Source organism: Brenneria sp. hezel4-2-4, assembly GCF_013155275.1.
GTDB lineage: Bacteria > Pseudomonadota > Gammaproteobacteria > Enterobacterales > Enterobacteriaceae > Brenneria.
In genome coordinates, this window is the sequence record NZ_JABJXS010000003.1 from 528,537 (window position 1) to 553,416 (window position 24,880).

Annotated in this window: 21 protein-coding genes; 19 read left to right on the plus strand and 2 right to left on the minus strand. The window is 40.7% G+C overall.

Annotation, left to right across the window (positions count from 1 at the left end):
• Position 1 precedes the first annotated feature (1 nt).
• From wzc to HOY33_RS09265, 18 genes are all read left to right on the plus strand, one after another.
• Complete coding sequence (gene wzc / locus HOY33_RS09180; protein WP_172289903.1) at positions 2-2,176, plus strand: tyrosine-protein kinase Wzc; 2,175 nt, start codon at positions 2-4, stop codon at positions 2,174-2,176.
• A gap of 76 nt (positions 2,177-2,252) precedes the next feature.
• Positions 2,253-3,323 carry a dTDP-glucose 4,6-dehydratase gene (rfbB, locus tag HOY33_RS09185; RefSeq protein WP_330527834.1) on the plus strand — a complete coding sequence of 357 codons (1,071 nt, stop codon included), beginning with the start codon at positions 2,253-2,255 and terminating at the stop codon, positions 3,321-3,323.
• Complete coding sequence (rfbA, locus tag HOY33_RS09190) at positions 3,323-4,195, plus strand: glucose-1-phosphate thymidylyltransferase RfbA (RefSeq protein ID WP_172289905.1); 873 nt, start codon at positions 3,323-3,325, stop codon at positions 4,193-4,195. Before rfbB ends, rfbA begins: the two co-directional genes overlap by 1 nt.
• An 8-nt stretch (positions 4,196-4,203) precedes the next feature.
• On the plus strand, positions 4,204-5,079 hold the full coding sequence (gene rfbD / locus HOY33_RS09195) for a dTDP-4-dehydrorhamnose reductase (protein ID WP_330527777.1): 876 nt from the start codon (positions 4,204-4,206) through the stop codon (positions 5,077-5,079).
• A 9-nt stretch (positions 5,080-5,088) separates the two neighbouring features.
• Complete coding sequence (rfbC, locus tag HOY33_RS09200) at positions 5,089-5,634, plus strand: dTDP-4-dehydrorhamnose 3,5-epimerase (RefSeq protein WP_172289906.1); 546 nt, start codon at positions 5,089-5,091, stop codon at positions 5,632-5,634.
• A 47-nt stretch (positions 5,635-5,681) separates the two neighbouring features.
• On the plus strand, positions 5,682-7,298 hold the full coding sequence (locus HOY33_RS09205; RefSeq protein WP_172289907.1) for an aldolase catalytic domain-containing protein: 1,617 nt from the start codon (positions 5,682-5,684) through the stop codon (positions 7,296-7,298).
• On the plus strand, positions 7,282-7,935 hold the full coding sequence (locus tag HOY33_RS09210) for an HAD family hydrolase (protein ID WP_172289908.1): 654 nt from the start codon (positions 7,282-7,284) through the stop codon (positions 7,933-7,935). The genes HOY33_RS09205 and HOY33_RS09210 overlap by 17 nt, the downstream gene beginning before the upstream one ends.
• Positions 7,936-7,938: 3 nt before the next feature.
• Complete coding sequence (locus HOY33_RS09215; protein WP_172289909.1) at positions 7,939-8,667, plus strand: 3-deoxy-manno-octulosonate cytidylyltransferase; 729 nt, start codon at positions 7,939-7,941, stop codon at positions 8,665-8,667.
• An 89-nt stretch (positions 8,668-8,756) separates the two neighbouring features.
• Positions 8,757-9,983, plus strand: a complete 1,227-nt coding sequence (locus tag HOY33_RS09220) for an oligosaccharide flippase family protein (RefSeq protein ID WP_172289910.1) — start codon at positions 8,757-8,759, stop codon at positions 9,981-9,983.
• A 30-nt stretch (positions 9,984-10,013) separates the two neighbouring features.
• Complete coding sequence (locus tag HOY33_RS09225) at positions 10,014-11,273, plus strand: hypothetical protein (RefSeq protein ID WP_172289911.1); 1,260 nt, start codon at positions 10,014-10,016, stop codon at positions 11,271-11,273.
• A gap of 13 nt (positions 11,274-11,286) precedes the next feature.
• Positions 11,287-11,934: an acyltransferase gene (locus HOY33_RS09230; RefSeq protein WP_172289912.1), complete on the plus strand. Its 648-nt coding sequence runs from the start codon at positions 11,287-11,289 to the stop codon at positions 11,932-11,934.
• 2 nt (positions 11,935-11,936) lie between these two features.
• A complete protein-coding gene (locus HOY33_RS09235; RefSeq protein ID WP_172289913.1) occupies positions 11,937-13,067 on the plus strand; it encodes an NAD(P)-dependent oxidoreductase in 1,131 nt (376 codons plus the stop codon).
• A complete protein-coding gene (locus HOY33_RS09240; RefSeq protein WP_172289914.1) occupies positions 13,064-14,047 on the plus strand; it encodes a hypothetical protein in 984 nt (327 codons plus the stop codon). The genes HOY33_RS09235 and HOY33_RS09240 overlap by 4 nt, the downstream gene beginning before the upstream one ends.
• Before the next feature lie 139 nt (positions 14,048-14,186).
• Complete coding sequence (locus HOY33_RS09245) at positions 14,187-15,401, plus strand: O-antigen ligase (RefSeq protein WP_172289915.1); 1,215 nt, start codon at positions 14,187-14,189, stop codon at positions 15,399-15,401.
• Positions 15,402-15,406: 5 nt separating this feature from the next.
• Positions 15,407-16,363, plus strand: coding sequence for a glycosyltransferase family 2 protein (locus HOY33_RS09250; protein WP_172289916.1), 957 nt, complete (start codon positions 15,407-15,409; stop codon positions 16,361-16,363).
• A 62-nt stretch (positions 16,364-16,425) separates the two neighbouring features.
• Entirely contained in the window at positions 16,426-17,466 is a 1,041-nt protein-coding gene (locus tag HOY33_RS09255; RefSeq protein ID WP_172289917.1) for a DUF1972 domain-containing protein, read from the plus strand.
• A 283-nt stretch (positions 17,467-17,749) separates the two neighbouring features.
• Complete coding sequence (locus HOY33_RS09260) at positions 17,750-19,990, plus strand: hypothetical protein (RefSeq protein ID WP_172289918.1); 2,241 nt, start codon at positions 17,750-17,752, stop codon at positions 19,988-19,990.
• A gap of 216 nt (positions 19,991-20,206) precedes the next feature.
• On the plus strand, positions 20,207-21,109 hold the full coding sequence (locus tag HOY33_RS09265) for a sugar phosphate nucleotidyltransferase (protein WP_172289919.1): 903 nt from the start codon (positions 20,207-20,209) through the stop codon (positions 21,107-21,109).
• A gap of 205 nt (positions 21,110-21,314) precedes the next feature.
• Here HOY33_RS09265 and HOY33_RS09270 read toward each other — a convergent pair whose 3' ends face one another.
• Together HOY33_RS09270 and HOY33_RS09275 are read right to left on the minus strand one after the other, a co-directional pair.
• Positions 21,315-21,680 (minus strand): DUF4751 family protein, encoded by a 366-nt coding sequence (locus HOY33_RS09270; RefSeq protein ID WP_172289920.1) that lies wholly within the window; start codon positions 21,678-21,680, stop codon positions 21,315-21,317.
• Between the two features lie 113 nt (positions 21,681-21,793).
• Positions 21,794-22,735, minus strand: a complete 942-nt coding sequence (locus tag HOY33_RS09275; protein WP_172289921.1) for an omptin family outer membrane protease — start codon at positions 22,733-22,735, stop codon at positions 21,794-21,796.
• 540 nt (positions 22,736-23,275) lie between these two features.
• Here HOY33_RS09275 and HOY33_RS09280 point away from each other — a divergent pair.
• Entirely contained in the window at positions 23,276-24,727 is a 1,452-nt protein-coding gene (locus HOY33_RS09280; protein ID WP_172289922.1) for a M20 family metallo-hydrolase, read from the plus strand.
• Positions 24,728-24,880: the final 153 nt, after the last annotated feature.

Below are 24,880 nucleotides of genomic sequence, written 5' to 3' on the forward strand. Positions count from 1 at the left end.
CATGGCAGAGAAAATTTCAGTAAAAGCATCTGAAACGAATTCGGATGAGATTGATTTAGGGCGTTTATTAGGAACATTGCTGGATAATAAATGGTTTATTATCGGTGTTACCGCGCTATTCGCTATTGTCGGGATTTTATATGCCACGCTGGCGACCCCCATATACAAGGCTGATGCCTTAATTCAGGTAGAGCAGAACTCAGGTAACAAGCTATTGAGTGATATCTCCAGTATGCTGCCGGAGGCGAAGCCACAGTCGGCGGCGGAGGTTGAACTGATTAGATCGCGTATGGTAATCGGAAAAACGATTCGCGATCTTTCTTTAGATACGGTGGTTGAACAAAAATATTTTCCTGTTTTTGGCAAAGGATTAGCTCGAATCTTAAATGAAGAACCAGGGGAAATAGCGGTTTCTCGTCTCGAAGTTCCTGATTCCTGGCAGGATGAAAAAATTGAACTGAAGATATTAAGTAACACAACTTATCAGCTAACCGCCGGCGATATTGTTAGCCTCACTGGCACCGTTGGTCAGTTAGAAAAGCAGAATGGACTTTCGCTATTAGTCAGTGATATTGCTGCGTCGGAAGGCACTGTTTTTCGATTAAAAAAACTTAATGAGCTAACTGCAATTAATACGCTACTTGTTAATTTCTCTGTGGGCGATACTGGCAAAGATACCGGCGTTTTGCAGCTTAGTTTGGAAGGGGAAGACCCGGCTAAAGTCAGCAAAATTTTAAACAGTATTAGCCAGAATTACTTGCAGCAAAATGTAGAGCGAAAATCAGAAGAGGCGGGGAAAAGCCTAGAGTTTTTAAAAGAGCAATTGCCGAGTGTCCGCGATTCGTTGAATGATTCTGAAAATAAACTGAATAAATTTCGCCAACTAAATGAATCCGTTGATTTATCGTTAGAGGCTAAAGCGGTATTAGACACAATGGTGTCTGTCGAATCGCAGCTAAATGAACTGACCTTTAAAGAAGCGGAAATCTCCAAGCTGTATACCAAAGAGCACCCGGCTTATCGGGCTTTGATGGAAAAGCGTGTAACGCTGGAGCAAGAAAGAGACAAATTAAATAAACGTGTCGGCGGCATGCCAAAAACCCAGCAGGAAATTCTGCGATTAACTCGCGATGTTGAAGCTGGGCAGGAAGTATATATGCAACTGTTGAATAAGCAGCAGGAGCTTAGTATCAATAAAGCCAGCGTGGTCGGTAATGTGCGTATTATTGACTCGGCCGCTACGCAGTTAAAGCCGGTTAAACCTAAAAAGCCATTAATCGTTTTATTAAGCCTGATTTTAGGTGGAATGCTTTCCACCGCTTTTGTAGTACTTAAGACCATGTTGCATAGGGGTATTGAAAGCCCGGAGCAACTGGAGGAATTAGGTATTAATGTTTACGCCAGCGTACCGCTTTCCGAATGGCAGCAGAAAAAAGACAGAGAGCTATTTGTTCGTAATAAGAACAAGAAAATTAACGCCCGTTCGAATGAGTTGCTAGCTGTCGGTAATCCAACGGATTTGGCTATTGAAGCTATCCGTAGCTTACGCACCAGCTTGCATTTCGCAATGATGGAAGCGAAAAACAATGTATTGATGATTTCCGGCGCCAGTCCGGCGATTGGTAAAACCTTCGTTAGTGCCAACCTGGGGGCGGTTATTGCGCAATCAGGACAGAAAGTTTTGATTGTCGACTGTGATATGCGTAAAGGGTATGCTCATGAATTAATGGGAACTGATGGTGGTAACGGTTTATCCAATATTTTATCTGGGCAAGTAATTACAGAAAAAACAGTTCGAAAAACGGCGGTAGAAAATATGGATTTTATCCCAAGAGGACAAATTCCGCCTAATCCTTCTGAGTTGCTGATGCATAGCCGTTTCCCTGAATTTATAAAATGGGCTGGAGAGAACTACAATATTGTGTTACTTGATACACCGCCTATATTAGCGGTAACTGATGCTGCTATTATTAGCCGTCATGCCGGAACCTCACTATTAGTTGCTCGCTTTGAGCTGAATACATTAAAAGAGATTGAGGTGAGTATTCGTCGCTTTGAGCAAAATGGTGCAGAGATTAAAGGTGTGATTCTGAACGCAATTGTAAAACGCGCAGCCAGTTACTATGGTTATGGTAATTATCATTATTATACATACGATTATAAATCTGATAAATAATTGCTTATCTCTTTAATTACCTTGCTGGTCATATATCGGCAAGGTACTATTCTTGTTCTTTTAACACAAAGGGCTAATAGTGAAAATATTAATTACTGGTGGTGCCGGATTTATTGGTTCGGCAGTCGTTCGCCATATTATTAAAAATACTAACGACTTAGTTATCAATATCGATAAATTAACTTATGCTGGAAATTTAGAATCAGTTAATAAAGTTAGTGATTCCGAACGGTATATTTTTGAAAAAATCGATATTTGTAATCGTACAGAATTAGATCGTGTTTTTATACAATATCAGCCGGATGCTGTGATGCATCTGGCGGCTGAGAGTCATGTTGATCGTTCAATCGATGGGCCGTCCGCGTTTATCGAAACCAATATTGTAGGCACGTATACATTATTGGAATCTGCGCGGCAATATTGGAATCAGCTCTCCGACGAGAAAAAAGCACAATTTCGTTTTCATCATATATCAACCGATGAGGTCTACGGGGATCTGCATGGTAAGGACGATTTATTTACTGAGTTGACGCCTTATTCACCAAGTAGCCCTTATTCCGCATCAAAGGCTTCAAGCGACCATCTGGTGCGTGCATGGTATCGAACGTATGGATTACCAACACTGATTACTAATTGCTCGAATAACTATGGCCCCTTCCATTTTCCGGAAAAACTGATCCCGCTGATTATTCTGAATGCGCTGGAAGGCAAAGCGTTACCGGTTTATGGCGATGGTAAACAAATTCGTGACTGGTTGTATGTTGAAGATCATGCAAGAGCGCTTTATACCGTAGTGACTACCGGAGTTATCGGCGAGACCTACAATATTGGCGGACATAATGAAAAAGCTAATATTGAGGTGGTTGAGAAAATATGTTCCCTACTTGAAGAGTTAGCACCAAATAAGCCAGCGAATGTCGGTGCTTATAAGGATTTAATTACTTACGTCAAGGATCGTCCTGGGCATGATGCGCGCTATGCAATCGATGCAAGTAAAATAGCCAATGAGCTAGACTGGCGGCCTCAGGAGACTTTTGATTCAGGAATAAAGAAAACGGTTGAGTGGTATTTGAATAATAAAGAATGGTGGAGCCGGGTTCTAGACGGATCGTATAGCCGGGAACGTTTGGGTACGGGAGAGAAATAATGAAAGGTATTATTTTAGCGGGTGGTTCTGGAACGCGCCTTTATCCGATCACGCTCGGTGTATCAAAGCAATTATTACCGGTTTATGATAAGCCGATGATTTATTATCCCTTGTCAACGCTTATGCTGGCAGGTATCCGTGATGTGTTAATTATTACGACACCAGAGGATAGTACGGCATTTCATCGCTTATTAGGCGATGGCAGCAAATACGGTATTAATATTGAATATGCTATTCAACCGAGTCCTGATGGTTTGGCGCAAGCCTTTATTATCGGAGAATCATTTATCGGCAATGATAACTGTTGTCTGGTGCTGGGTGATAATATTTTCTACGGACAGTCATTCTCGCGAACGCTGGCTCAGGCAGCAAGCAGGGAGTGCGGCGCGACAGTATTTGGTTATCGTGTAAAAGACCCTGAACGTTTTGGCGTGGTTGAATTCGACGCAGATAATAAAGTTCTTTCAATTGAAGAGAAGCCGCTAAAACCGAAATCAAGCTGGGCTGTAACGGGACTTTATTTCTACGATAATCAAGTTATTGATTTTGCGAAGGCTGTTAAACCGTCAAGTCGAGGTGAATTAGAGATTACCGCGGTCAATCAAATGTATCTGGATGATGGTAGCCTTAATGTCGAATTGCTAGGGCGCGGATTTGCCTGGCTGGATTCAGGGACTCATGAAAGTTTGCATGAGGCATCCTCTTTTGTCGAAACCATTGAGCATGTTCAAGGGCTGAAAGTTGCTTGTCTGGAAGAAATCGCCTGGCGCAACGGCTGGCTGAACGATAATGAGCTTGCCGTTTTAGCCGAGCCTATGCTGAAAAATGACTATGGCCGTTATTTAATATCGCTGCTTAAACCAACTGTTTGAGATAAATGATGATGAGAATATTGATTACGGGTGCTCATGGACAAGTAGGAAGCCGTCTGGTTGAGCGTTTGCAAGGCTGTACGGAATTGCTTGCAGTCGATCGGGACGTTCTGGATATTACCGATCGTAAAGCGGTATTTCAGTCCGTCGCTACATTTAAGCCGGACGTAATTATTAATGCTGCCGCCCATACCGCAGTTGATAAAGCAGAACAGGAAATAGATTTATCTTATAAAATCAATCGAGACGGGCCGCAATTTCTGGCTGAGGCCGCGGAGGAAAACGGAGCGGCAATATTACATATATCAACCGATTATGTTTTCAATGGTGACAGCGACGAGCCTTACGTTGAATCGGATCCTATCGATCCGCAAAGCGTTTACGGTAAAAGTAAACATGCCGGCGAGGTTGCCGTCGCGCAGGCCTGTGAGCGACATATTATTCTGAGAACGGCCTGGGTCTTTGGCGAGGATGGTCATAATTTTGTAAAAACCATGCTTCGTCTGGGTAAGGATCGTGATTCACTCGGTATTGTCGCCGATCAGTTTGGCGGCCCGACTTACGCTGGCGATATCGCCGACGCCTTAATTATAATTGCAAAAAAAATCCACGCTCAAAAAACAACCCACTGGGGTATATATCATTTCAGCGGCATACCTTATGTCAGCTGGTTTGAATTTGCTGAGAAAATATTCGATATCGCGGTAGAAAAAAACATATTGGAAAGAAAGCCCGAACTCAATGATCTAAAAACAGAACAGTATCCCACGCCTGCAAAGCGACCGCACTTTTCAAAATTGAACTGCTGTAAAATAAATCAATTCTTTGATATTCATCCCAGCGACTGGAAAAAAGCACTTGAGAATATTCAACTGTATAAATAAGTGATAACCATGAAAATAATCGATACTAAAATTCCTGCTGTAAAAATTATCGAACCTACTGTTTTTGGCGACGATCGCGGTTTTTTTTATGAAAGTTTCAACCAGAAAAATTTCGAAGAAGCCATTGGATATTCTATAAACTTTGTTCAGGACAACCATTCAAAATCATCCAAAGGCGTATTACGCGGCTTGCATTATCAATTGGCCCCGCACGCACAGGATAAACTGGTTAGATGTGTTGTTGGCGAGGTGTTCGATGTTGCGGTCGATATAAGAAAGTCTTCTCCCACTTTTGGGCAGTGGGTAGGGGTCCATCTTTCCGCAGAAAATAAACGACAGTTCTGGATCCCGGCCGGTTTTGCTCATGGGTTCCTGACATTGAGCGAAACAGCAGAGTTTCTTTATAAAACGACCAATTACTATGCGCCGATAAGTGACCGCGGCGTTTTATGGAATGATGAAAGTATTGGTATCGAGTGGCCGCTGGATATACAGCCGTTACTTTCAGAGAAGGACAAGAATGCGAAAAGACTGTCTGAAGCAGATGTGTTTTAAGGCGGACTTATCGAATTACAAACTTATTCTTAAAAGAGGTAATGGGAATGAAAATTCTGGACTGTACTCTACGTGACGGTGGCTACTACAACAATTGGGATTTCGATTTTGAGGTCGTCAATGCATATTTGGCAGCGGTTGCCGCAGCTAAGATTGATTATGTCGAACTGGGATTGCGTAACTTTCCTCAAAATGGTTTTTTAGGGCCTTTTGCTTACACGACAGAAAGTTTGGTCAACCGTCTGGTTCTGCCAGAGGGGCCGGTTTATGGTGTCATGATTGATGCTAAAACGGTTCTTTCTGCAAATATGCCGGTAGAAGAGGCGATTAATAAATTATTTGTCGATAAGACAGAAAGTAAAATCAGTTTAGTGCGTATTGCCGCCCACTTTCATGAAGTTGAGCAATCGGGAGCAATCGCCAAGGCATTGAAGCAAAAAGGCTATAAAGTCGGATTCAATCTGATGCAATCTGGCGGCAAGCCCAGTGAAGTTATTTCTGAGAAAGCCCGGCAGGCTGTAGCATGGAACTGTCTTGATGTGCTTTATTTTGCTGACTCTTTAGGCAATATGGATACCAAAGAGGTTCAGCGAATTATTCAGGCGCTGAGAATTCACTGGGAAGGCGAGCTAGGTATTCATACGCACAATAACATGGCCAAAGCCCTTGATAACACGTTAATGGCCTACGAAGATGGCGTTACCTGGCTGGATGTTACTGTAACAGGTATGGGGCGTGGGGCAGGTAACGCGCAGACTGAAAACCTGCTAACCGTATTGAGTAAGTCCGGATCGCCTTATAACCCGGCTCCCGTTTACGATCTGGTGGTCAGGCATTTTGACAAGATGCAGAAGGCATATGGTTGGGGAAGTAATTTTCTCTATTTCATCGGAGCGCAGAACAATGTGCATCCAACGTATGTACAGAACCTGTTATCCAATGAGCGCTATGGGCCTGATGAAATTGTCGGCGCAATAGATTACCTCAGTAAGGCGCAGGCCTCCTCCTACAGCGGTAAGGTATTAGAACAGGCTTTAAAACTTAACGATCAAGATAGCGATACTGTTGCAGGCGGCGATGATTTGAGCGGGCGGTTCGCCAATCGTGAGGTACTGATTATTGGTAGCGGCGACAGTGTGTTGCGCTATAAGAACGGCATTATCGATTATATTGTCGAGCATCAGCCAATTGTGCTATCCATCAATGTGAATAAGAATATCCCGGCAGAGTACGTCAGTTATTATATTATTTCTCATAACACCAAGTTTTTGGCAGATAAAAACAAGTATAGCAGTCTGACGAAGCCGTTAATTCTTCCCAAGCATCGTTTCAATAATGACGAATTGTCCTACCTGAGTCCGAAAACGGAAATTTTTGACTATGGTCTAAGAGTAGAGGCCGAAAAATATGCAGTAGAAAAAAGTTATTGCATAATCCCCTCTGAGTTGACCATCGGTTACGCGATTTCCGCAGCGTTAGCCGCAAATTCATCATCCATAAGGCTGGTGGGATTTGATGGCTATGAAAAAGGTGATGACAGGCAACAGGAAATGGTGGATCTGATCATTAGGATTAATGACTATCAAGAGAAGAAAGAGATCATCTCATTAACGCCTACGTCCTATCCGCTTAAAAAAGGTTCGATTTATGCGCCTCTCGTCTGATCATGATGTATATATCTTTGATTGTGACGGCGTTATCCTTGATTCAAACCAGCTAAAACTGGATGCGATGAAAAAAGCACTGGGTTCTTACCCAGTGCATCGGGTCAATGAGTGTATCGATTATTTTTCTCAAAATTTCGGGCGCTCCCGTTACCTTCATATTGAGTATTTTCTAAAAAATATTTTATTATGCTCAAAGGAACAATATCAGCAGCAGTACGATAATATTCTTTACCGTTATGCGGATTTTTGTAAAAAACTCTATAAAGAAGCAAAACTCAATACAGGATTTATTGAATTTATAACGGCTATTAAAGAAGATAAGTATGTGGCCAGCGGTTCCGATGAACAGGAACTGCGGGATGTATTTTCTGCGAGGAGCCTGGATAGCTATTTTTCAGGAATATTTGGTTCTCCAGAGTCGAAAGCTAATAATATAAAAAAAATTCTTGAACGAGGTTATCGAAACGGCATTATGTTTGGTGATGCATTAGGGGATTTAACTGCGGCCAAGGAAAATAAAATTGATTTTATGTTTGTTTCGGGGTTATCTACGGCAGCAAATTTAGTGAGATCATCGGCAAGTTTTACCGGTCATGAGATAAAGGACTTTACTCATTTAGAAATAATTAGGTGATATATGAATTATGCCATAGTGATACCAGCAAGATATCAATCGACCCGTTTACCTGGTAAGCCACTTATCGAGTTGAATGGTGTGCCGATGATAAAACGAGTCTGGCAGCGTTGCTGCCTGGCTGTTGAAGCCGATAGGGTGTACATCGCGACCGATGATGAAAAAATTCTGGATTTTTGTTTAACATTTACTCCAAATGTTATTATGACGTCTCGTGAATGCAAGACGGGAACGGATCGTGTCCATGAAGCGTGTCAGAAAATCGGCAATCTGGATTTTGTCGTCAACGTTCAGGGCGATGAACCTATCATTAATCCAGACGATATTAAAACCATCATTGACGAATGCTTGCGTAAGCCGGATTCCATTGTTAATGGCATGGCTCCAATTACGGATCCTTCCGAATATGAAAGTAAAACCATCCCGAAGGTTGTTTTCCGTCCTGATGGACGCTTGATGTACATGAGCCGTGCCGCGATTCCTTCCAGTAAGACTGGTGTATTTAACAAATCCTGGAAGCAGATTTGTATTTATGGTTTTCCGATCAAGGCGTTGCAGGATTTTTCTTCATGTGAAGAAAAAACCCCCTTTGAAAATGAGGAAGATATCGAGATATTGCGTTTTCTGGAACTGGGATATGACGTCAATATGGTTAGCCTCCATGGCAATAGTCTGGCAATCGATACGCCTGAGGATGTTGAAAAAGTATTAAAAATTATGAACGTTGACTAATTCATTGATTATTTTTAAATGGGCTTTTTGGTTAAAAATAAGCCCATTTTTTTAAAATTATCTGAAAATATATAATTAAAAGACCATTCATGAAACCAATTCATCCAAAGCTAAACCTTTTTTTTAATATTCTGGCAACTATTATTACTCAAGCCAGCTCAATTGTTGTCGGCGTTATATTAACGCCGTTGTTAATCAATAGATTAAGCAAAGATGAATATGGATTGTATGTGTCAGGTGTCTCACTCTCCAGCTTTGCTTTCGTGATTGTTGATTTAGGGATGGCTTTATATTTAATAAAGGAAGTCTCGGAACATCGTGAAGACCCTAAATATGTAGGAAAATTGTTATCAGCCTCCTTTTTAATAAAAATACCAATATTGCTATTGAGCCTTGCTATTTTTGTGCTGTTGGCTCCCCCACACCACTTTTTCAGTTATGCCGTACCTTTCTGGCTTTTCCTGGTGGCGACATCGTTACAGCCGAACTGGCTATTTCAAGGTATCGAAGCCCTTAAAATTATTACTTTTGCTACCGTGCTCAGTAAACTGGTTATGCTTGCTGTTATCTATTTCTTCGTTCACAGCTCTGCCGAGTTTTACCTGGTTACTTATACGCTAGGCCTCTCTTCCATCGTCTGTATGATTTTTTCACTTATATATAGCAAATGGCGGGGATACGGATTTACCTTGTGTCGTTATGCGGATATGACGTTTTTGTTGAAAAATGCGATGGGATTTTATGCGCCGCGAGTCATGGTGGCGATGTACACGCAGGCGTCGGTCTTTATTGTTTCACGTGTTGCAGGAACCAGTGACGCTGCCGTTTATGCTGTGGCGGATCAGTTTTATAAACTCGGACAAATGGCTATTGCTGCGGTAACACAGGCCTTTTATCCTTTTATGGTTTTTAGAAAAGATGTCCGTTTTTTATTAATGACTTGTAGTGCGCTTATGGTTGTTGCATTTATCGCTTGTGCCTTACTTTGGGGATGGGTGGATGATGTTATTTATTGGTACGTTGGCGAAGGATTTGAAACGGCAGTTATTCTGGTGAAAATATTTATGATTGCCTGTTTGTTTATCGTGCCTTCGTCATTTTTGGGATTTCCTCTTTTAGGCAGTCTGGGATTTCATCGAGTCGCTAATCAAACTCTTATGATTGGTGCTTCTTTTTACTCTATAGGCTTAGCCGTACTCTATGTTACAGGACACGTTATGGCGCTATACATCGCGTTATTAACGTTACTTGCCGAAGTGACTGTTTTCTTACTGCGCGCGTATAAATCTTTTTATCTCATCAAAAAAAACAAATAGTATTTGGCTATTCCTAATAGAGGTATTCTGGTGGAAGACTTTTTCTTAAAATATAAAGAATATAAAGGGAAACTATCTTTTAATTACAGAGGGTATCCCTTACATAAAATTATTTCTGTGGAGTTGGCATCTATTATTTATGGTAAAAAGGTATTTAATTATTGGGATATAACCCGATTTTTTTCCTCGCGAGATGTTGAACTACCTGTAGGGCAGGAAAAACCTTTCTTTTTGTATTCTATGGGGGGGTATGGCCGTGATGATTATTATTCACTGTTAAATTATGTTCGTGAACAGGTTCCAGGCCCCCTTATTGATCTTAATCACAATAAAAAAAGGATAAAGGTCAATTTAATTAACATCATCAAAGCAATACGATTTGTTTTCTCGAGAGTTGATGGGATTTCTTTTAAGGATAAAATACTTATTTCATCTTTCTTCTCCTATTTAATGAACTACATCGATACATTAGAAAAAAAAAGAGTGGATATGCCAGAAGCTTATATCGCTTTTTGTAGTTCACATATGGATGAAGGGGTTTTAGATACCTTTTTTAAAAATAAGAATATCCGCACTTACACCCTACAACATGGCTTGTATTTTATTTGTGATAATAAAAATATAGATATGATTGCATACGAAAATATTATTTCTGATCGGCTGTTATGCTGGGGGGAATATACAAAAAACGAATTTTCTCGTTATGGTGTACCACGTGAGCAAATGTTAGTTGCCGGTTATCCTAATGAGACTAAAAAATTGGGTAAAAGAACATTACAAGGCAAGCCCTGTATTTTAGTTCTATTGTCTAGATACACCTTTCACGCTAATAACATGAAAATGTTAAAACTGTTATCATCGCTGAAGTTGCAGGATCCGGAAATTAAAATTGATGTAAAGATGCACCCGTCTTTGCAGATCAATGATTATAATGAGATCTTTGAAAAATATGGATTTTCTTTATGTGCTTCAGGCACGATAAAGTCTTTGCTGGAATCAGATAAGTATCACATGACGATTTCGTACAACAGTACGGCCTATTATGATAGCTATATGAATAACTGTGCAAGCTTACGATATATTGATGAAGATGCTGATGATAGTATTAACGTCATGGATGATGGTTTCGATGATGAATTATCATTGATGACTAAAATTAGTAAAGTAAAGTCTGAAATCTGCACTGAAGATTTCTGGGTTGAGGTTGAGTCAAGGCTGAAATATATTACTGGTTATAATATTAATAATTATAAAATATCGATAACCAATACTTTAAATAATAAACATTAAATTGAGCTCACTAGTGAATAAGATATTTAGAAAGATAAAAAATTTCAGTAATATGCCTTTTTCAAGAAAATTACAGTTTTTTTATCTTTTGTCTCGAAAATATTATACCTATCTCTTCTATCGCCCCAGAATGAAATCGTGTGGTAGTCATCTCATTGTTTTTAAACCTATATTTTGGACTCCGGAATATGTTTCATCTGGAAGTAATGTTTTAATATGGCATCACGCTCGAATAGAAGGTATCAGCCAATATGGCGATAAGGTCTTTTCCCCTGAGATAACATTTGGAGATAGGGTGAGTATTCAGCAGCGATGTCACATTATTGCGGCAGGAAATCTGAATATCGGCGATGATGTTACGATCTCAATCGACGTGATGATTAATGACACGGAACATGAATATAGAGATATTGATGTTAATGTATTAGAACAACCCTTAATACACAATCCTATCAGTATTGGTTCACGTTGCTTCCTCGGGGCAGGGGCACGTATTCTGGCTGGAACAACATTGGGCGATCACTGTATTGTCGGCGCTAATTCGGTTGTTAAAGGACATTTCCCTTCAGGATGTGTTATCGCTGGGATACCAGCAAGAATAATTAAAAAATATGATCCGGTAACCCAGTCATGGTTATCTGTTGAAAAAAACAAGGAGTAAATATGTCAAATCATAATGTTCTTATTTCCGGGGGAGCGGGTTTTATCGGTTCTAACCTGGCGCTTGCGCTGATTAAAAAAGGATGGAACGTCACAGTTTTAGATAATTTATCCCCCCAGATTCATGGCGATCATTCACCGCTGTATGAAAGTATTAAAGATAAAGTTACCTTTATTCATGGCGATGTGCGTTCAAAAGATGACTGGCAGAAAGCTCTGAAAGGTCAAAATTGCGTGGTTCATCTGGCAGCGGAAACCGGTACAGGTCAATCTATGTACCAGATTCAGCAATATACCGATGTTAACGTCGGAGGCACCGGGATCTTTTTGGATCTGCTCGCGAATGAACCGCATGAGGTTTCAAAAATCGTTGTTGCATCTTCGCGAGCAATCTACGGTGAAGGCCGTTATGCTTGTGATGAGTGCGGTGAGGTTTATCCGGAGTCTCGGCATGCCGATGATATGGAGAAGGGCGATTTTGAAGTGAAATGCCCGGTATGCGCGCGTAATGTTGAAATGCTGACTACGCACGAAGATAGCAAAATTCATCCTTCTTCAATCTATGGCATTACAAAACAAACTCAAGAGCAGCTTGTTTTGGCCGCGGGCAAGGCGCTGAATATTCCTGCCGTCGCTTTCCGCTATCAAAATGTTTACGGTCCGGGACAATCGCTATCAAATCCTTATACCGGGATACTTTCTATTTTCTCGACCCGAATTCGTAATGGTAACGATATCTTCATTTTCGAAGACGGAAAGGAAAGCCGTGATTTTGTTTATATTGATGACGTGGTGAATGCCACGATTGCCGGCATTGAAAATCCAGTTGCAGCGGGGCACGTTTTTAATGTTGGCGCCGGTGTATCAACCAGCGTTACGCATGTTGCAAATACCCTGGTTCAGGCCTATGGCTCGACTGCGGCAGTAAAAACAACTGGTAATTTTCGCGTGGGCGATATCCGGCATAATATTGCCGATCTTAATAAAATCAAAGCGGTGCTGGATTTTACGCCATCGGTGAGCTTTGAACAAGGTATCAGGAAATTTGTCGATTGGGTAATGACACAAGAAACCCAGGTGGATAGCTATGAAACCAGTATCCAGGAAATGAAAGAGAAAGGGTTGTATAAATGAGTTTTTCTGGGCGTAAAATATTATTTATTGGGATAGGGTTTTATGATTATGAAAATGCGATTGTTAATCGCATGATTGAGCGCGGTTGTGATGTTACCGCTTTTATCGATAAGCCCTATTTTCTGCGTCAGAGACCCTGGGGGGGGCTTTTTTATCGTATTCCTAATGCTGCTCAATATCTGCAAAAATGGCATGAAGAAAAAATATTAAATCATGTAAAGAAAGAGAAGTATGAGCAAGTGCTCATAATTAAGGGGACTGACTATAGTAATGATTTTATTAGAAATCTAAGAAATATATTATCTAATAGTGAATTTATATTATATGAATGGGATTCAATCACTCGCTATCCACAGCTCATTGAAAGGTTAGATTATTTTGATAAAGTTTTATCTTTTGATAGGCATGACGCACTTAAGTTCCCCTCAATTAAATTTAGACCTTTATTCTATCGGGTTAAAGAGGAATTAAGTAATAGTAATGATAATACCTACAAATATGATATTATTTTCATTGGTCTTCTGCAATCTTCTCGATTAGAGCAGATTAGGGAGATACAAGCACAATCCGCTGCTAATGATCTAAAAACCTATACCTATCTAATAACGGGTTTCCCTCATTGGATAAAACTATGGCTTAAAGGGCAATCAAGAGATATACATTTTAGAAAGTTATCGTATGATAAAGTCCTCAAATTGAATATGCAATCTCTCTGTGTTTTAGATTTACCGCATCCAGATCAAACCGGATTAACAATGCGTTCTATTGAAACATTAGGTCTTGATCGTAAGTTGATAACAACAGGCAAGGATGTTATTTACTACGATTTTTTTAATGATGAAAAAATTAGTATTATCGATCAAGATCAACCTAAAATTGATATAACCTTTATTAAAGAAAATAAAGATACTGTTAGTTTTGGTTCAGTAAAAAATAATTATTCATTAGACAAGTGGTTAGATGATGTTTTAGGTGAATAGTGTCTGTTATTGAACTGTTTAAACTATGTGTTTATTATGGTTTTTTCTAAATATTTTATATACATATAAAATTTATTGATTGATATATTTCTAATGATTTTATGATGATGATTACAATCATCAGATAAGGGTGATTATTATGCAAGGTAGTTTTCGCGTACCTCTTTTAAATTTTAGTATTTTAATCCTTGCTTTTATTTTTGTTTCTTTTCCTCTTGGGTTTGGTGTTGCAATTAAATATGGTGTCATCGTTCTTGTTATGATCTCTTTTTTGTTATCTATGGATGGTAAGCACATATCAAGATTAACGATGTTCAGTGCGCTGTCTATAATAATAATTCTATTATCTTCTTATTTATATTTTTCTACCACTAGGATGTTTTATGTAGAGTCTATAACTTTACTCAATAGTGTCTTACTTTCTATATTTATATTTATAACAATATATGTTGCATTAAAAAATGACACAATTAAGTTTGAACAATTTGTTAAGGCTTGTATATATGGTGGTTTTGCATACGCAATTATTAAATTTATATTGGTTTTGCTGATTTTTTGGAATATGCTTGATCAGGATGCTATAAACCTTTTTTCTCCAGATATGAGTTCATTGGGGTATATAGGTATTTCTGGTTTTATAAGAGTTGTTGGCGTTAATGATTATCTTTTAGTGTTTTTGTTCTTTTTTACTGACTATTGCAATATTAAGTGGAAAAAAATAATAAAATTATGCTTCATTGTTACAATATTTTTATCCTTTACTCGATATATATGGGTCAGTTTTGTTTTTCTGTTTTTTGTTAATGAAATGTTAGTAAAGAAAAAGTTCGTGTTCTTCACCATATTTACATTGTTCGTTGTCTTAGCCGTTTTTGCTATAAGCCTTTTTACTCCGTTTGATCTGATTTCCTCAATTAATCATCGACTTTTTGCGGAAGGAGCTCTGTCTTCGGGAGAAAAATATCGGCAATCAAAGGCATTATTAGATGGGATAGCTAATAATCCTTTATTTGGGCAAGGACTAGGTTCTTATCTCCCTGATTACATAAGAAATGATAGATTAAAGTATGGTTATGAAGTAATGATACTTGCATTGATTATGCAACTGGGTATTGTGCTTTTCGCAATAGTTACATGTGTGCTTCTTCTCGGAATGATTGGTTTGTTTATGAAAACAACTAGAAGTAGTGTTTGTTATTTTAACCTATTATCTTTTTTTGTTTTTATTTTATCAGGCTTTAGTAACCCGGTAATAATTTCATCGGTATCAGTAATATTATATTCTCTGTTCTCAGGCTTTTTCATTAATGATGCCAGTAAGTATAAAGAAATCCCTGTTCTAATAAAGAGATAAAGTAAATGGAAAAGAAAAATAATTACAGTGTGGCGATTTTATTATCCGCATATAACGGTGAGAAATACATTTCTGAACAGATCGATTCTATTTTGAATCAAAGTTATAAATATTTCTCACTCTATATCCGAGATGATTCTTCGTCGGACAGAACAAAGGATATAATAAGAAGTTACGCTAATAAGGACAATAGAATTGTCATTATAGATGATGATATGAACAGAGGCGCATCGGGCTCTTTCTTCTATCTTATTCGAAATGTTGATGCTGATGTTTATTTCTTCTCTGATCAAGATGATGTCTGGCTAGATAATAAAATAGAATTATGTCTACAGGAGATCAATAAACACGGAATCCATCAACCATTACTGGTTAATACTGACTTGAAAGTGGTTGATGCACATCTAAAGGAAATTAGTCATTCATTTTATGAATATATTAATATTGATTTAGATGTGGCGAAAAAAAAGAAGCAGATTTTGTTCCAGAATTATGTGGTAGGTTGTACGGTATGCCTCACTAGACCTCTCGTGGATATTGCATTACCAAAAATAGAAGATGAGCATTTTATTGCAATGCATGACTGGTGGTTTGCTCTTGTGGCTACATATTTCGGTCAAATTATTACAGTAAAAAAATCAACAATGCTTTATAGGCAACATGGCGGAAATGTTTTAGGGGCACAGAATAACAGTTTAACAAGATATTTTTATTCTCTAGTCTCTTTTAAAGGATTTAAAAGGGTGAAAAATTTCAGGAGAAAAGTTTTTTTACAAGATAAATTATTTGAAAGGTATTTCTATAAAAACCTTGGTAATGATGATCGTAAAATAATATATGATACTCATCTTATTAGTGAGTCTGCAGGTTTACTTTCGGTTTATAATTTCATTTACCGTAAAGGATTTACTTTGCAATCATTTAAAAGAAATATAGCTTTTTTATTTTCATCTTATTATTAGTAAGATGAATTATAATGTAATTCGGTGATTGTTTCTATATAATTAACGGTAAATGTAAATATATGAAGAAAATTTCAGTCGTTGGCACTGTTGGTCTACCTGCATGCTATGGAGGATTTGAATCGCTTGTTGATAACTTAAACAACTATAGAACAAATGGAATAAAATATGTCATTTACTGTTCTTCTAAAACATACAAGGATAAAATAAAAGAATATAAAGGAGCAGAGTTAAGGTATATCAACTTAAAAGCAAACGGAATTCAAAGTATACTCTACGATGTTTTTTCTCTTGCTAAATGTTTATTTTATAAAACAGATGTGATATTGATTTTAGGTGTGTCAGGTTGCATTTTTTTGCCATTATTGAAGTATATATCTAAATCAAAGGTTATTACTAATATAGACGGATTGGAATGGAAACGAGATAAGTGGAACAGTCTGGCTAGATGGTTTTTAAAAAAATCAGAATATTTTGCAGTGAAATATTCTGACGTGGTGATTGCTGATAATATTGCTATTTCTGAATATGTAAATACTACTTACGGTGTTTATCCAGAAGTTATAGCTTATGGTGGTGATCATGCTGTTCAGTTTAATACTGAAAAGAAAAGAAGTGATTATTTTTTTTCTGTTTGTAGAATTGAGCCGGAAAATAATATAAAAATGATTTTGGATTCCTTCGCAAAAACAACAAAAAAATTAAAAATCGTGGGGAATTGGAATAATAGTATTTATGGTTCTAATTTGAGAAAGAATTATTCTCAGTATGCTAACTTAGATTTAATTGATCCTGTGTATGATCAGGAAGAGTTATTCTATTTAAGAGATAACTGTATCGGTTACATCCACGGACATTCTGCTGGCGGTACAAATCCCTCACTCGTTGAGGCTATGCATTTTGCAGTAAATATTTATGCATTTGATTGTAGCTTTAATAGATATACAACCGAAAATAATGCATTCTATTTTAAAAATAGTGACGAGCTTATTGCGTTGATCTCAAAAAATATGGAGCACAATATAGGACCTGAAATGAGCGCGATTGCCAATAGAGAATATACATGGCGTGTTATAACGGAGAAATACGAATCTTTATATTAGGATTAAATTTAATCCTATTTAAAGCACTAATTTATGAAAAATAGCACAAATCATGCTAATGAAATATGAAGCCCTATCCACCGCAGGTTCCATTAGCTCAAGAGGAACCGTCAGAGGATTTTTTACAATACCTTTTGTAAGTAACGGCTTACGACGCAAAAGACCTTTTCTGCAATATTCAAAATCTCGATAAAGCTGCAAACTATAGTGACAAATATTGACTTGATCATTTGGGGCGAAAACGCCGTACACTGACTGGTACTGATTCTGATGACACTAGGCGATGCTGAAGTATGGCTATATCACGAAGAAGTCTTTTGAGGTGGGTAATACCATCAGCACTTTTAACAAAGATCTTTCCAGCGGAAGCGATGGGGAATATGACCAGTGGACCCGAACCCTGCCCAAAGTCGCTCCTGCCAGTTCGACGACAGAATCGGCTGGCGGTGCAGGGAAAGGGATTGATGCCGCATTACGGAATGAGCTATCTAAGCCAACCGGAGCAAGTTTAATTGAGGGCATTGAGAAACAGCGATATAAAAAGCGCTCAATGACATTCTCCACAGGCGGAACTGTTTCCCGACACTACGATGTCGTTTTAGATGAAGCATCCGGAATGTGGTACCAGTGGATGGGGAAACTGCCATATTGTTTTCCACCTTTCACCACGACTCCGACTCAGTCTTTTCAGGGGTGGTTGTGTCGGGGCTTTTTAAGCCAATGGGAGCTGAACGATCCAAGAAATTTTGGTGCGCATTCGTGTCATGAAACCGGATTTACTGATTTTGATTCCACTGCGGCCATTCAACTATTAATTGATTCAGTTCGCCTTTCTCTCCCCAATGCGGGTTCCAATTTCTCTGTTCAATACACTGACAGAGGCGCTATAGATTTTTATGGACACACCTATAATATTTCTAAGCCGCTTAAAGTGCAGGATGACATTGCATCTGGTTATCGTTGTTCTGGAATTAGAATCACGAATGGTGGGTTACGCGCTTTATCTGGGTTTACACCTGCAATTCAGGTCGACAATTCAGGAGGGGATAATGTTGATATAAGCGCATTTTTTATTGTTGGAACTAAGAATTACGCTACGCAATCAGGGCAATATTGTGGTTTTGTTAAGATTGACAATTTTACTTGCGATGGTAATAAATTTAAGGTAGATGTGGTTGTTTATGTGGATGTACTAGCTTGGAGTGAATTTGATTCAATTAATTGCATTGATGTTAAGTATGGTCTTAACGGTAAGGTCCTATTTCTTAGTTCAATGACTAATTGGAAATTACATAACTGTAACGCCATTTACTATCTCGATAACACATCGATCGCCGATGGTTATAATTCTGGAGATGGATTAGAAGGTGGCGGAAATATAATATCAAATATTCTCATCACTGGTAATGGGTATAATGACCGTTCTATCAGTAGAATCTATCAAAATAGAAACGGTGAGACTAACGCATCAAATATCATTAGTTACAATGGGTTGGGTGACTTCCTGTATATCGGTGCTGATTCCGCCGGAGTCACTGGCACTAAATGGTCACAATTTAGAGGTATCGAGGTTGGTGACATTGATGGGAGTATTGCTCGTATTATTAACTCTCAATATATTGAGATTGATATAACCGCCGTGAAATGCGGGCAGAAACTGAAGGCGACCTCAGCATTGATAGAGGTTATTGGCAGTTCATACGTTGATATTCATCCTAATATTGACCAGTTTTATGATTTACCTTCAACATGGAAAGAAGTCATTTCAGTAACGAACAGTACAGGTGTGAATATTCATCCCGGAACGATCCGTTCGATCCCGGCTGATGATAACTTGTATCCGATGATTGGTTTTTATGGAACGTCACAACGATGCAATGTTATGCCGCTTGTAAGCAATATAGCTTCGTATACTAAACGATATACCCGCCCTATTTACTCTGACTCAACATGTTCAGCGATATGCGTAGTCGGTGGTTCTTTCCCCAATGGAGCTTTCATCTCCGGTATTCCTTCGTTAAATGGCATTGGCGATTCATATCATGCTGTTAATACTGGAGCTGTTGCCCCAATTGACTCTGCAAAGCGTCAAATATCTTTGACGAACTCAAACACGACTGCGGCCACTTTTATCGAGAAACAAATCAAACTTTCAACCATTAGCGTAAAGGGAGCCGAGTTGATGACTGTGTCATTTAATGAGGCGTCAAAGATTCATAATGCAATAATAGACATTGATATTATTGGGACTACGGCGGCAGGGTACGGAACATATAGCAAGCGCGTCCGTGCGATGTTTTCGAGAATGTCTTCGTCGCAAGGTGCATTGCAAATGCTTGAATCCGACGTGCTATCTGCAACAACCAATAACTCTGCTTTATCCCTAAAAATGGCAGCGTCACACACGCAGTATAGTGTTTCATTTACTGTAATACCGGAGTTTTCCGGCACATCATCTGAATCAACATGCAATATAACGGCGTTATGCAGAGTGAGTGGCGAGTATGGCGTATCTATATCATAAGGCCAGTCAAGGATGAGCTGCTTTGTTAAAGTGATATCGAGCTTTAATCCTTAAGATTGATCAACGCTGGTGGTAACACCAGAATTGTCCGATGTCGCGGAAAAAATCCATCCCTGCGATCGCTTTGCGCAAGATTAGGTGTAATCTTAATGTCATGCGTGACACAGCAGTTACTGTGTTACCAAGTGAAAACAACCCGATGAAGAGAATCCATTCATGACATCATTGAAAGCCGTTATCCCTGTTGCTGGTTTAGGGATGAATCTGTTGCCGGTGACCAAAGCGATCCCGAAAGAAATGTTGCCGTTGGTCGATCGTCCGGTAATTGAAAAAATCGTTAACGAGTGTGCCAATGCGGGTATCAAAGATATTGTGCTGGTTACCCATGCCTCTAAAAATGCGATTGAAAATCACTTTGATACCTCGTTTGAGCTCGAGTCCCTGTTGGAGGAGCGGGCCAAGCGGCAACTGCTGGCGGAAGTTCAGGCCATCTGCCCGAAAGGCGTGACCATCATGAACGTGCGGCAGGGTGAAACGCTGGGCTTGGGCCATGCGATTGCCTGTGCGAAACCCATTATTGGCGACTCCCCGTTTGTGGTGGTGTTGCCGGACGTGGTGCTGGATGAGAATACCGCCGATCAGACCAAAGACAATCTGGCGTTGCTGATTTCGCGTTTTGAACAGACGGGGCGCAGCCAGGTATTGGTAAAACACCGCCCTTATGAAGCCCTGCCGGAGTATTCCGTGGTTGAATGTGAAAAGCCGCTGGTCAATGCGGGTGATGCTTCAGCCATTACCTCAATGATCGAGAAGCCGGAAGCGCCTTCTGCGGCGGGTTCGGATCTTTCGGCGGTCGGCCGCTATGTATTGACCGCGGATGCCTGGCCGCTGTTGGCGAAAGCCGTACCCGGCGCCTGGGGGCGCATTCAGCTTACCGACGTTATTGCCGAGCTAATCCCCACTCAGCAGGTTGATGCGGTACAGATGGCGGGTAAAAACTTTAACTGCGGTCGTAAGCTAGGTTATGCGCAGGCGTTTATCACCTATGGTTTGCGCAACCCGGATTTCGGGGCGGAATTCAAAGAAAGCATTAAGGCACTGTTAGCAAAGCAGGCCTGATCCGCTGTCTCCGCATAGCGTTTGTCGCGTAGACCCTTCCGCCATTGTTATTTCCGCATTCCCCCTGTGCAGGCGAGAAGCTCTCCTGCACAGGATTGCCATCCGATGCCGCTTTAGTCATGCGCGCCTCTACTCATCGCAACGATTAAAGGAGACGCCGTCTGGCGTCTCCTTTATATCGCTTATCTGCATTTAATCATGGTTTCTATTCATCAAACCATTCGGCAAAACTACCTTCATAAGCTTTGTTATCGCCACTGATATAAGCGATGTTGCTATCTGAATGACCTTTGGCAATATCTCCATTGGGGGAGTGAAAGAAGACATAATCTTTAATCGTGGCCTGCCATTGCGTGCCGTCGGCGGTAATATAATTGATTATGGTGTCCTTATGGCCTTCGGCTTTCTTCCCCTGATGCCAGTGGAAAAAAGCATTTCCATTGTCGACGACTTCTGCAAACCACAGATTGGCATCGTTCCAGGATTTATAGGCTATAAATTTACTTGCCGTTTTTATCGTTCTGTCCGATAAAAGCTGGTTCACGAAAACAGGCTTGGTATATTTTCCCATTGCAATTACCCCACATGATATGTGAATGATCCACGTTTTCGGCGACTTTCCCAGTCGCCGCTTTACTGCAACTCGAAATCTATTGTTTGATTTATTAACACTGCTAATAGCGGCTAGAATATATATTTCACGCCTAAAGATAATGTGTAATATTTATTATCCATCCCGTTCCAGTCACCATCGAGATACTCAGTTTCTCCTTCTTCTCGCCATTCCATACCGCCTCTGGCTTCCTCATAACGATTGTAGGAGGCTTCCGCATAAATTTTTGTTTTTGGATAAATATAATAACCGGCGCTAACGGTAGCGGAGAGGTAGCGGGCATTATTTCCCTGAGTACGTATGGTCAAGTCCCTGGCATAGTGTTCATCATTGCTTTTCCCTTCGACCCAATCGCTGAATTTTATCAGGCCGCCAAGTTCGAAATCCTGAAAGCGCCATAAACCAATTAGTCCGATATAAGGCATGCTGTATTTTTGCTGGTAGCCGATTATCTTGTAGCCGTTGGGGTAAGTGAAAATATCCTGGCCGTTATCGTAGTTGAACTCGCCGCCGTACGCTGACCAGCTAAAGGCGGTTCTCTGGTAGCCGAAAGTCGCGCCGACTTTGTAATCAGGGGCTTTGGCCAGCCAGCCAATGATATTCACATCAATTTCATTGGCATAATTTAAATCGGTTTTGGCGTGATGGCTCCAGTCCGACCAGCCTGATTGACTGTCGTCAATCCAGTCATAATCGTCCATGGTGCCGTCGCCAGAGGAAAGCGTGGTCCAGCCGCGCAGGCCTGCGCTAAGGCGGGGCAGAATATCGTAATTCAGGTCGGCTTTCAGAATAGCCGCGCTGTTGATTTTCCAGTCCAGTTCACTGGCTTTTTTCCCGCCGTTATCCGGATGATAAACCGATTCCTGAGACTCTCCGGATAAAAAAACCAGTGCAATACCGCCGGTTAATTTATCCTGATAAAAGCGCCTGCTCTTTTCATTCGTATCCGCGGCGGCATATGCGCTAACCATCAGTCCGCCAGTCAGGCTGATAATGGCGAGTGTTTTTTTCATTTTTTTATTCCTGTGCCAGTGTAGTTATTTAATGTGACAACCGTGTAATAAAATCCGGATGATCTATATCCGGGAAATAAAAGGATAAAATAATATGGCTATGGGAAGGAAAATATTATCCTCCCTGATTTTTTGGCGTGCTACCTACTGTAATGTTTTCAGATTAACGAAATAGAATAATATTCCTATCGCCTTTTGTCTGATTTAATATTCACCCCCCTAGATGTAATACATTTATTTTTATCTGAAGAGAATACGCGGCCAGACAGGGAGCGGCAGCAAACAACGTGTAAGTGCGAAGCAAAAAGATAATGCTGATAAGTGAGGATGCTCACCCCCTTGGGTTTACATAACCTGTTGTTTTATCGATAAAGTATGATCTCCGCATGAGACCCTCACCCCCCTGGTGATAAAAATAGCCGGCTGGCGGGGGGTGAGACTAATTTTATATTTACACTGTGACTTGATCACGGTAAACATTCCTCTGCACAGGTAATTGATATAGTAGAAACATTTCCTCATTCAGCGATGGTCGCTCTTATGCATAAGTTGTTACAGGCTTTGGAAGAAAAAGAAGGCAGGGTGATTGAACTCCATCGTGAACTGGTCTGCCGCCCGGCGATTAATCCGGAGCATGGTGGTGAGGGTGAGGAAGTTAAAGCGCGGTGGATAGAAAGCTGGCTGTATCATAATGGCCTGTGCCGGGTACAGCGCATGGACTCGCTGGATATCCGGGCACATAAAAAGCTGCGGCCTAATCTGGTGGCGCACTATTTACCGCCCAGTTGTAAACAAACGCTATGGATTGTGACCCATATGGATGTCGCGGCCAGCGGTCCGCTGGAAAATTGGGTCAGCGATCCTTTTACGCTGCGGGTTGACGGGGACAGGCTATATGGCCGGGGGGTAGAAGATAATAATCAGGGCATTGTCTCCGCTTTATTACTGCTGGAAACAATAAAACAATTAAATATCTCTTCCCCGATGGGAGTGGGCGTAATATTCACCAGCGCCGGTCTTACCGACTACACCAAAGGTATCGGCCATATTCTGAATAAAAGCCCTAATCTATTTCGCCCGCAGGATCTGATTGTGGTGCCGGATTATGGCAACGAAACCGGCAGTATTATCGAGATTGGGGAAAAGCGTAATGCCTGGGTGCGTATTGATGCGCGAGGAAGAGAATATCATGCCGGTTTTAGCGAGGGGCCAAACTGTTTTGAAGCGGCGGCCTTGTTTATTTCTCGCCTGAAGCATATTCGCAAGCGCTACGCCTGTCCGGATCCTTTTTTTATTCCTCCCACCTCCACCATCACGCCAACGCATGCGGAAACAAACTGCACCGGATTAAATCACGTCCCGGCGAATTTTATTTTTTATCTGGATATTCGTCTGATGCCGAATTGCGAGCTTGAACAGGTGATGCAGGAATTGCAGCAGTTGGCGGTGTTTATCGAGAAAAGAGAGAAGGTTTCTTTTGCCTTCGAATATGTGGAAATTACCCCGGACGCTCCCGTCACCTCCATTAATGCCCCGGTGATCCGCACGCTTTCCGACGCCATAGTGAAAGAGCTTAATGTGACGCCTCGTCTGGTGGGCGTTGGCGGAGTGACCATGGTTTCCGTTATCCGCTCGTTGGGGTTGCCTGTGGCGGTATGGGGGATTCAGCAATCCGCTAAAAATCAGACTAACGAAAGTATCAGCATGAAAGCTCAACTGGCCCAGACGCGCGTATTTGCCCGCATGCTCTATGCTCCGTTGCTGAAAGATCAGCCCGTTGTCTGCCGGGAGCGGGTGAACGACGGTGCCAGAAAGATCACGCCTGCCGAGCAGGCCGTCGCCACCCTGGTGGGGGTTGGCATAAATAACGAGCAAATTGGTGAACAGCTAAATTTGAGTGTGAACACCGTGCGTACGCATCTGAAGAATTTGTATCGTAAAACGGGCGCCCGCAACCGGCGCGAACTGCAACGATTGTTTATTCTGAAATAGTGAGGCGGTCGGCATTTCCCGTGATTCCCGCAGGCTCCTGCCCGCGCGGGGAGGGATCGGTGTCTAAAATGTGTGGCAAGGCTCCATAGTATAGAGGGTAAGATCGCCAGGGGCGGCTATCAAACCAATCACTATTCACCTGCGCTAAGCTGA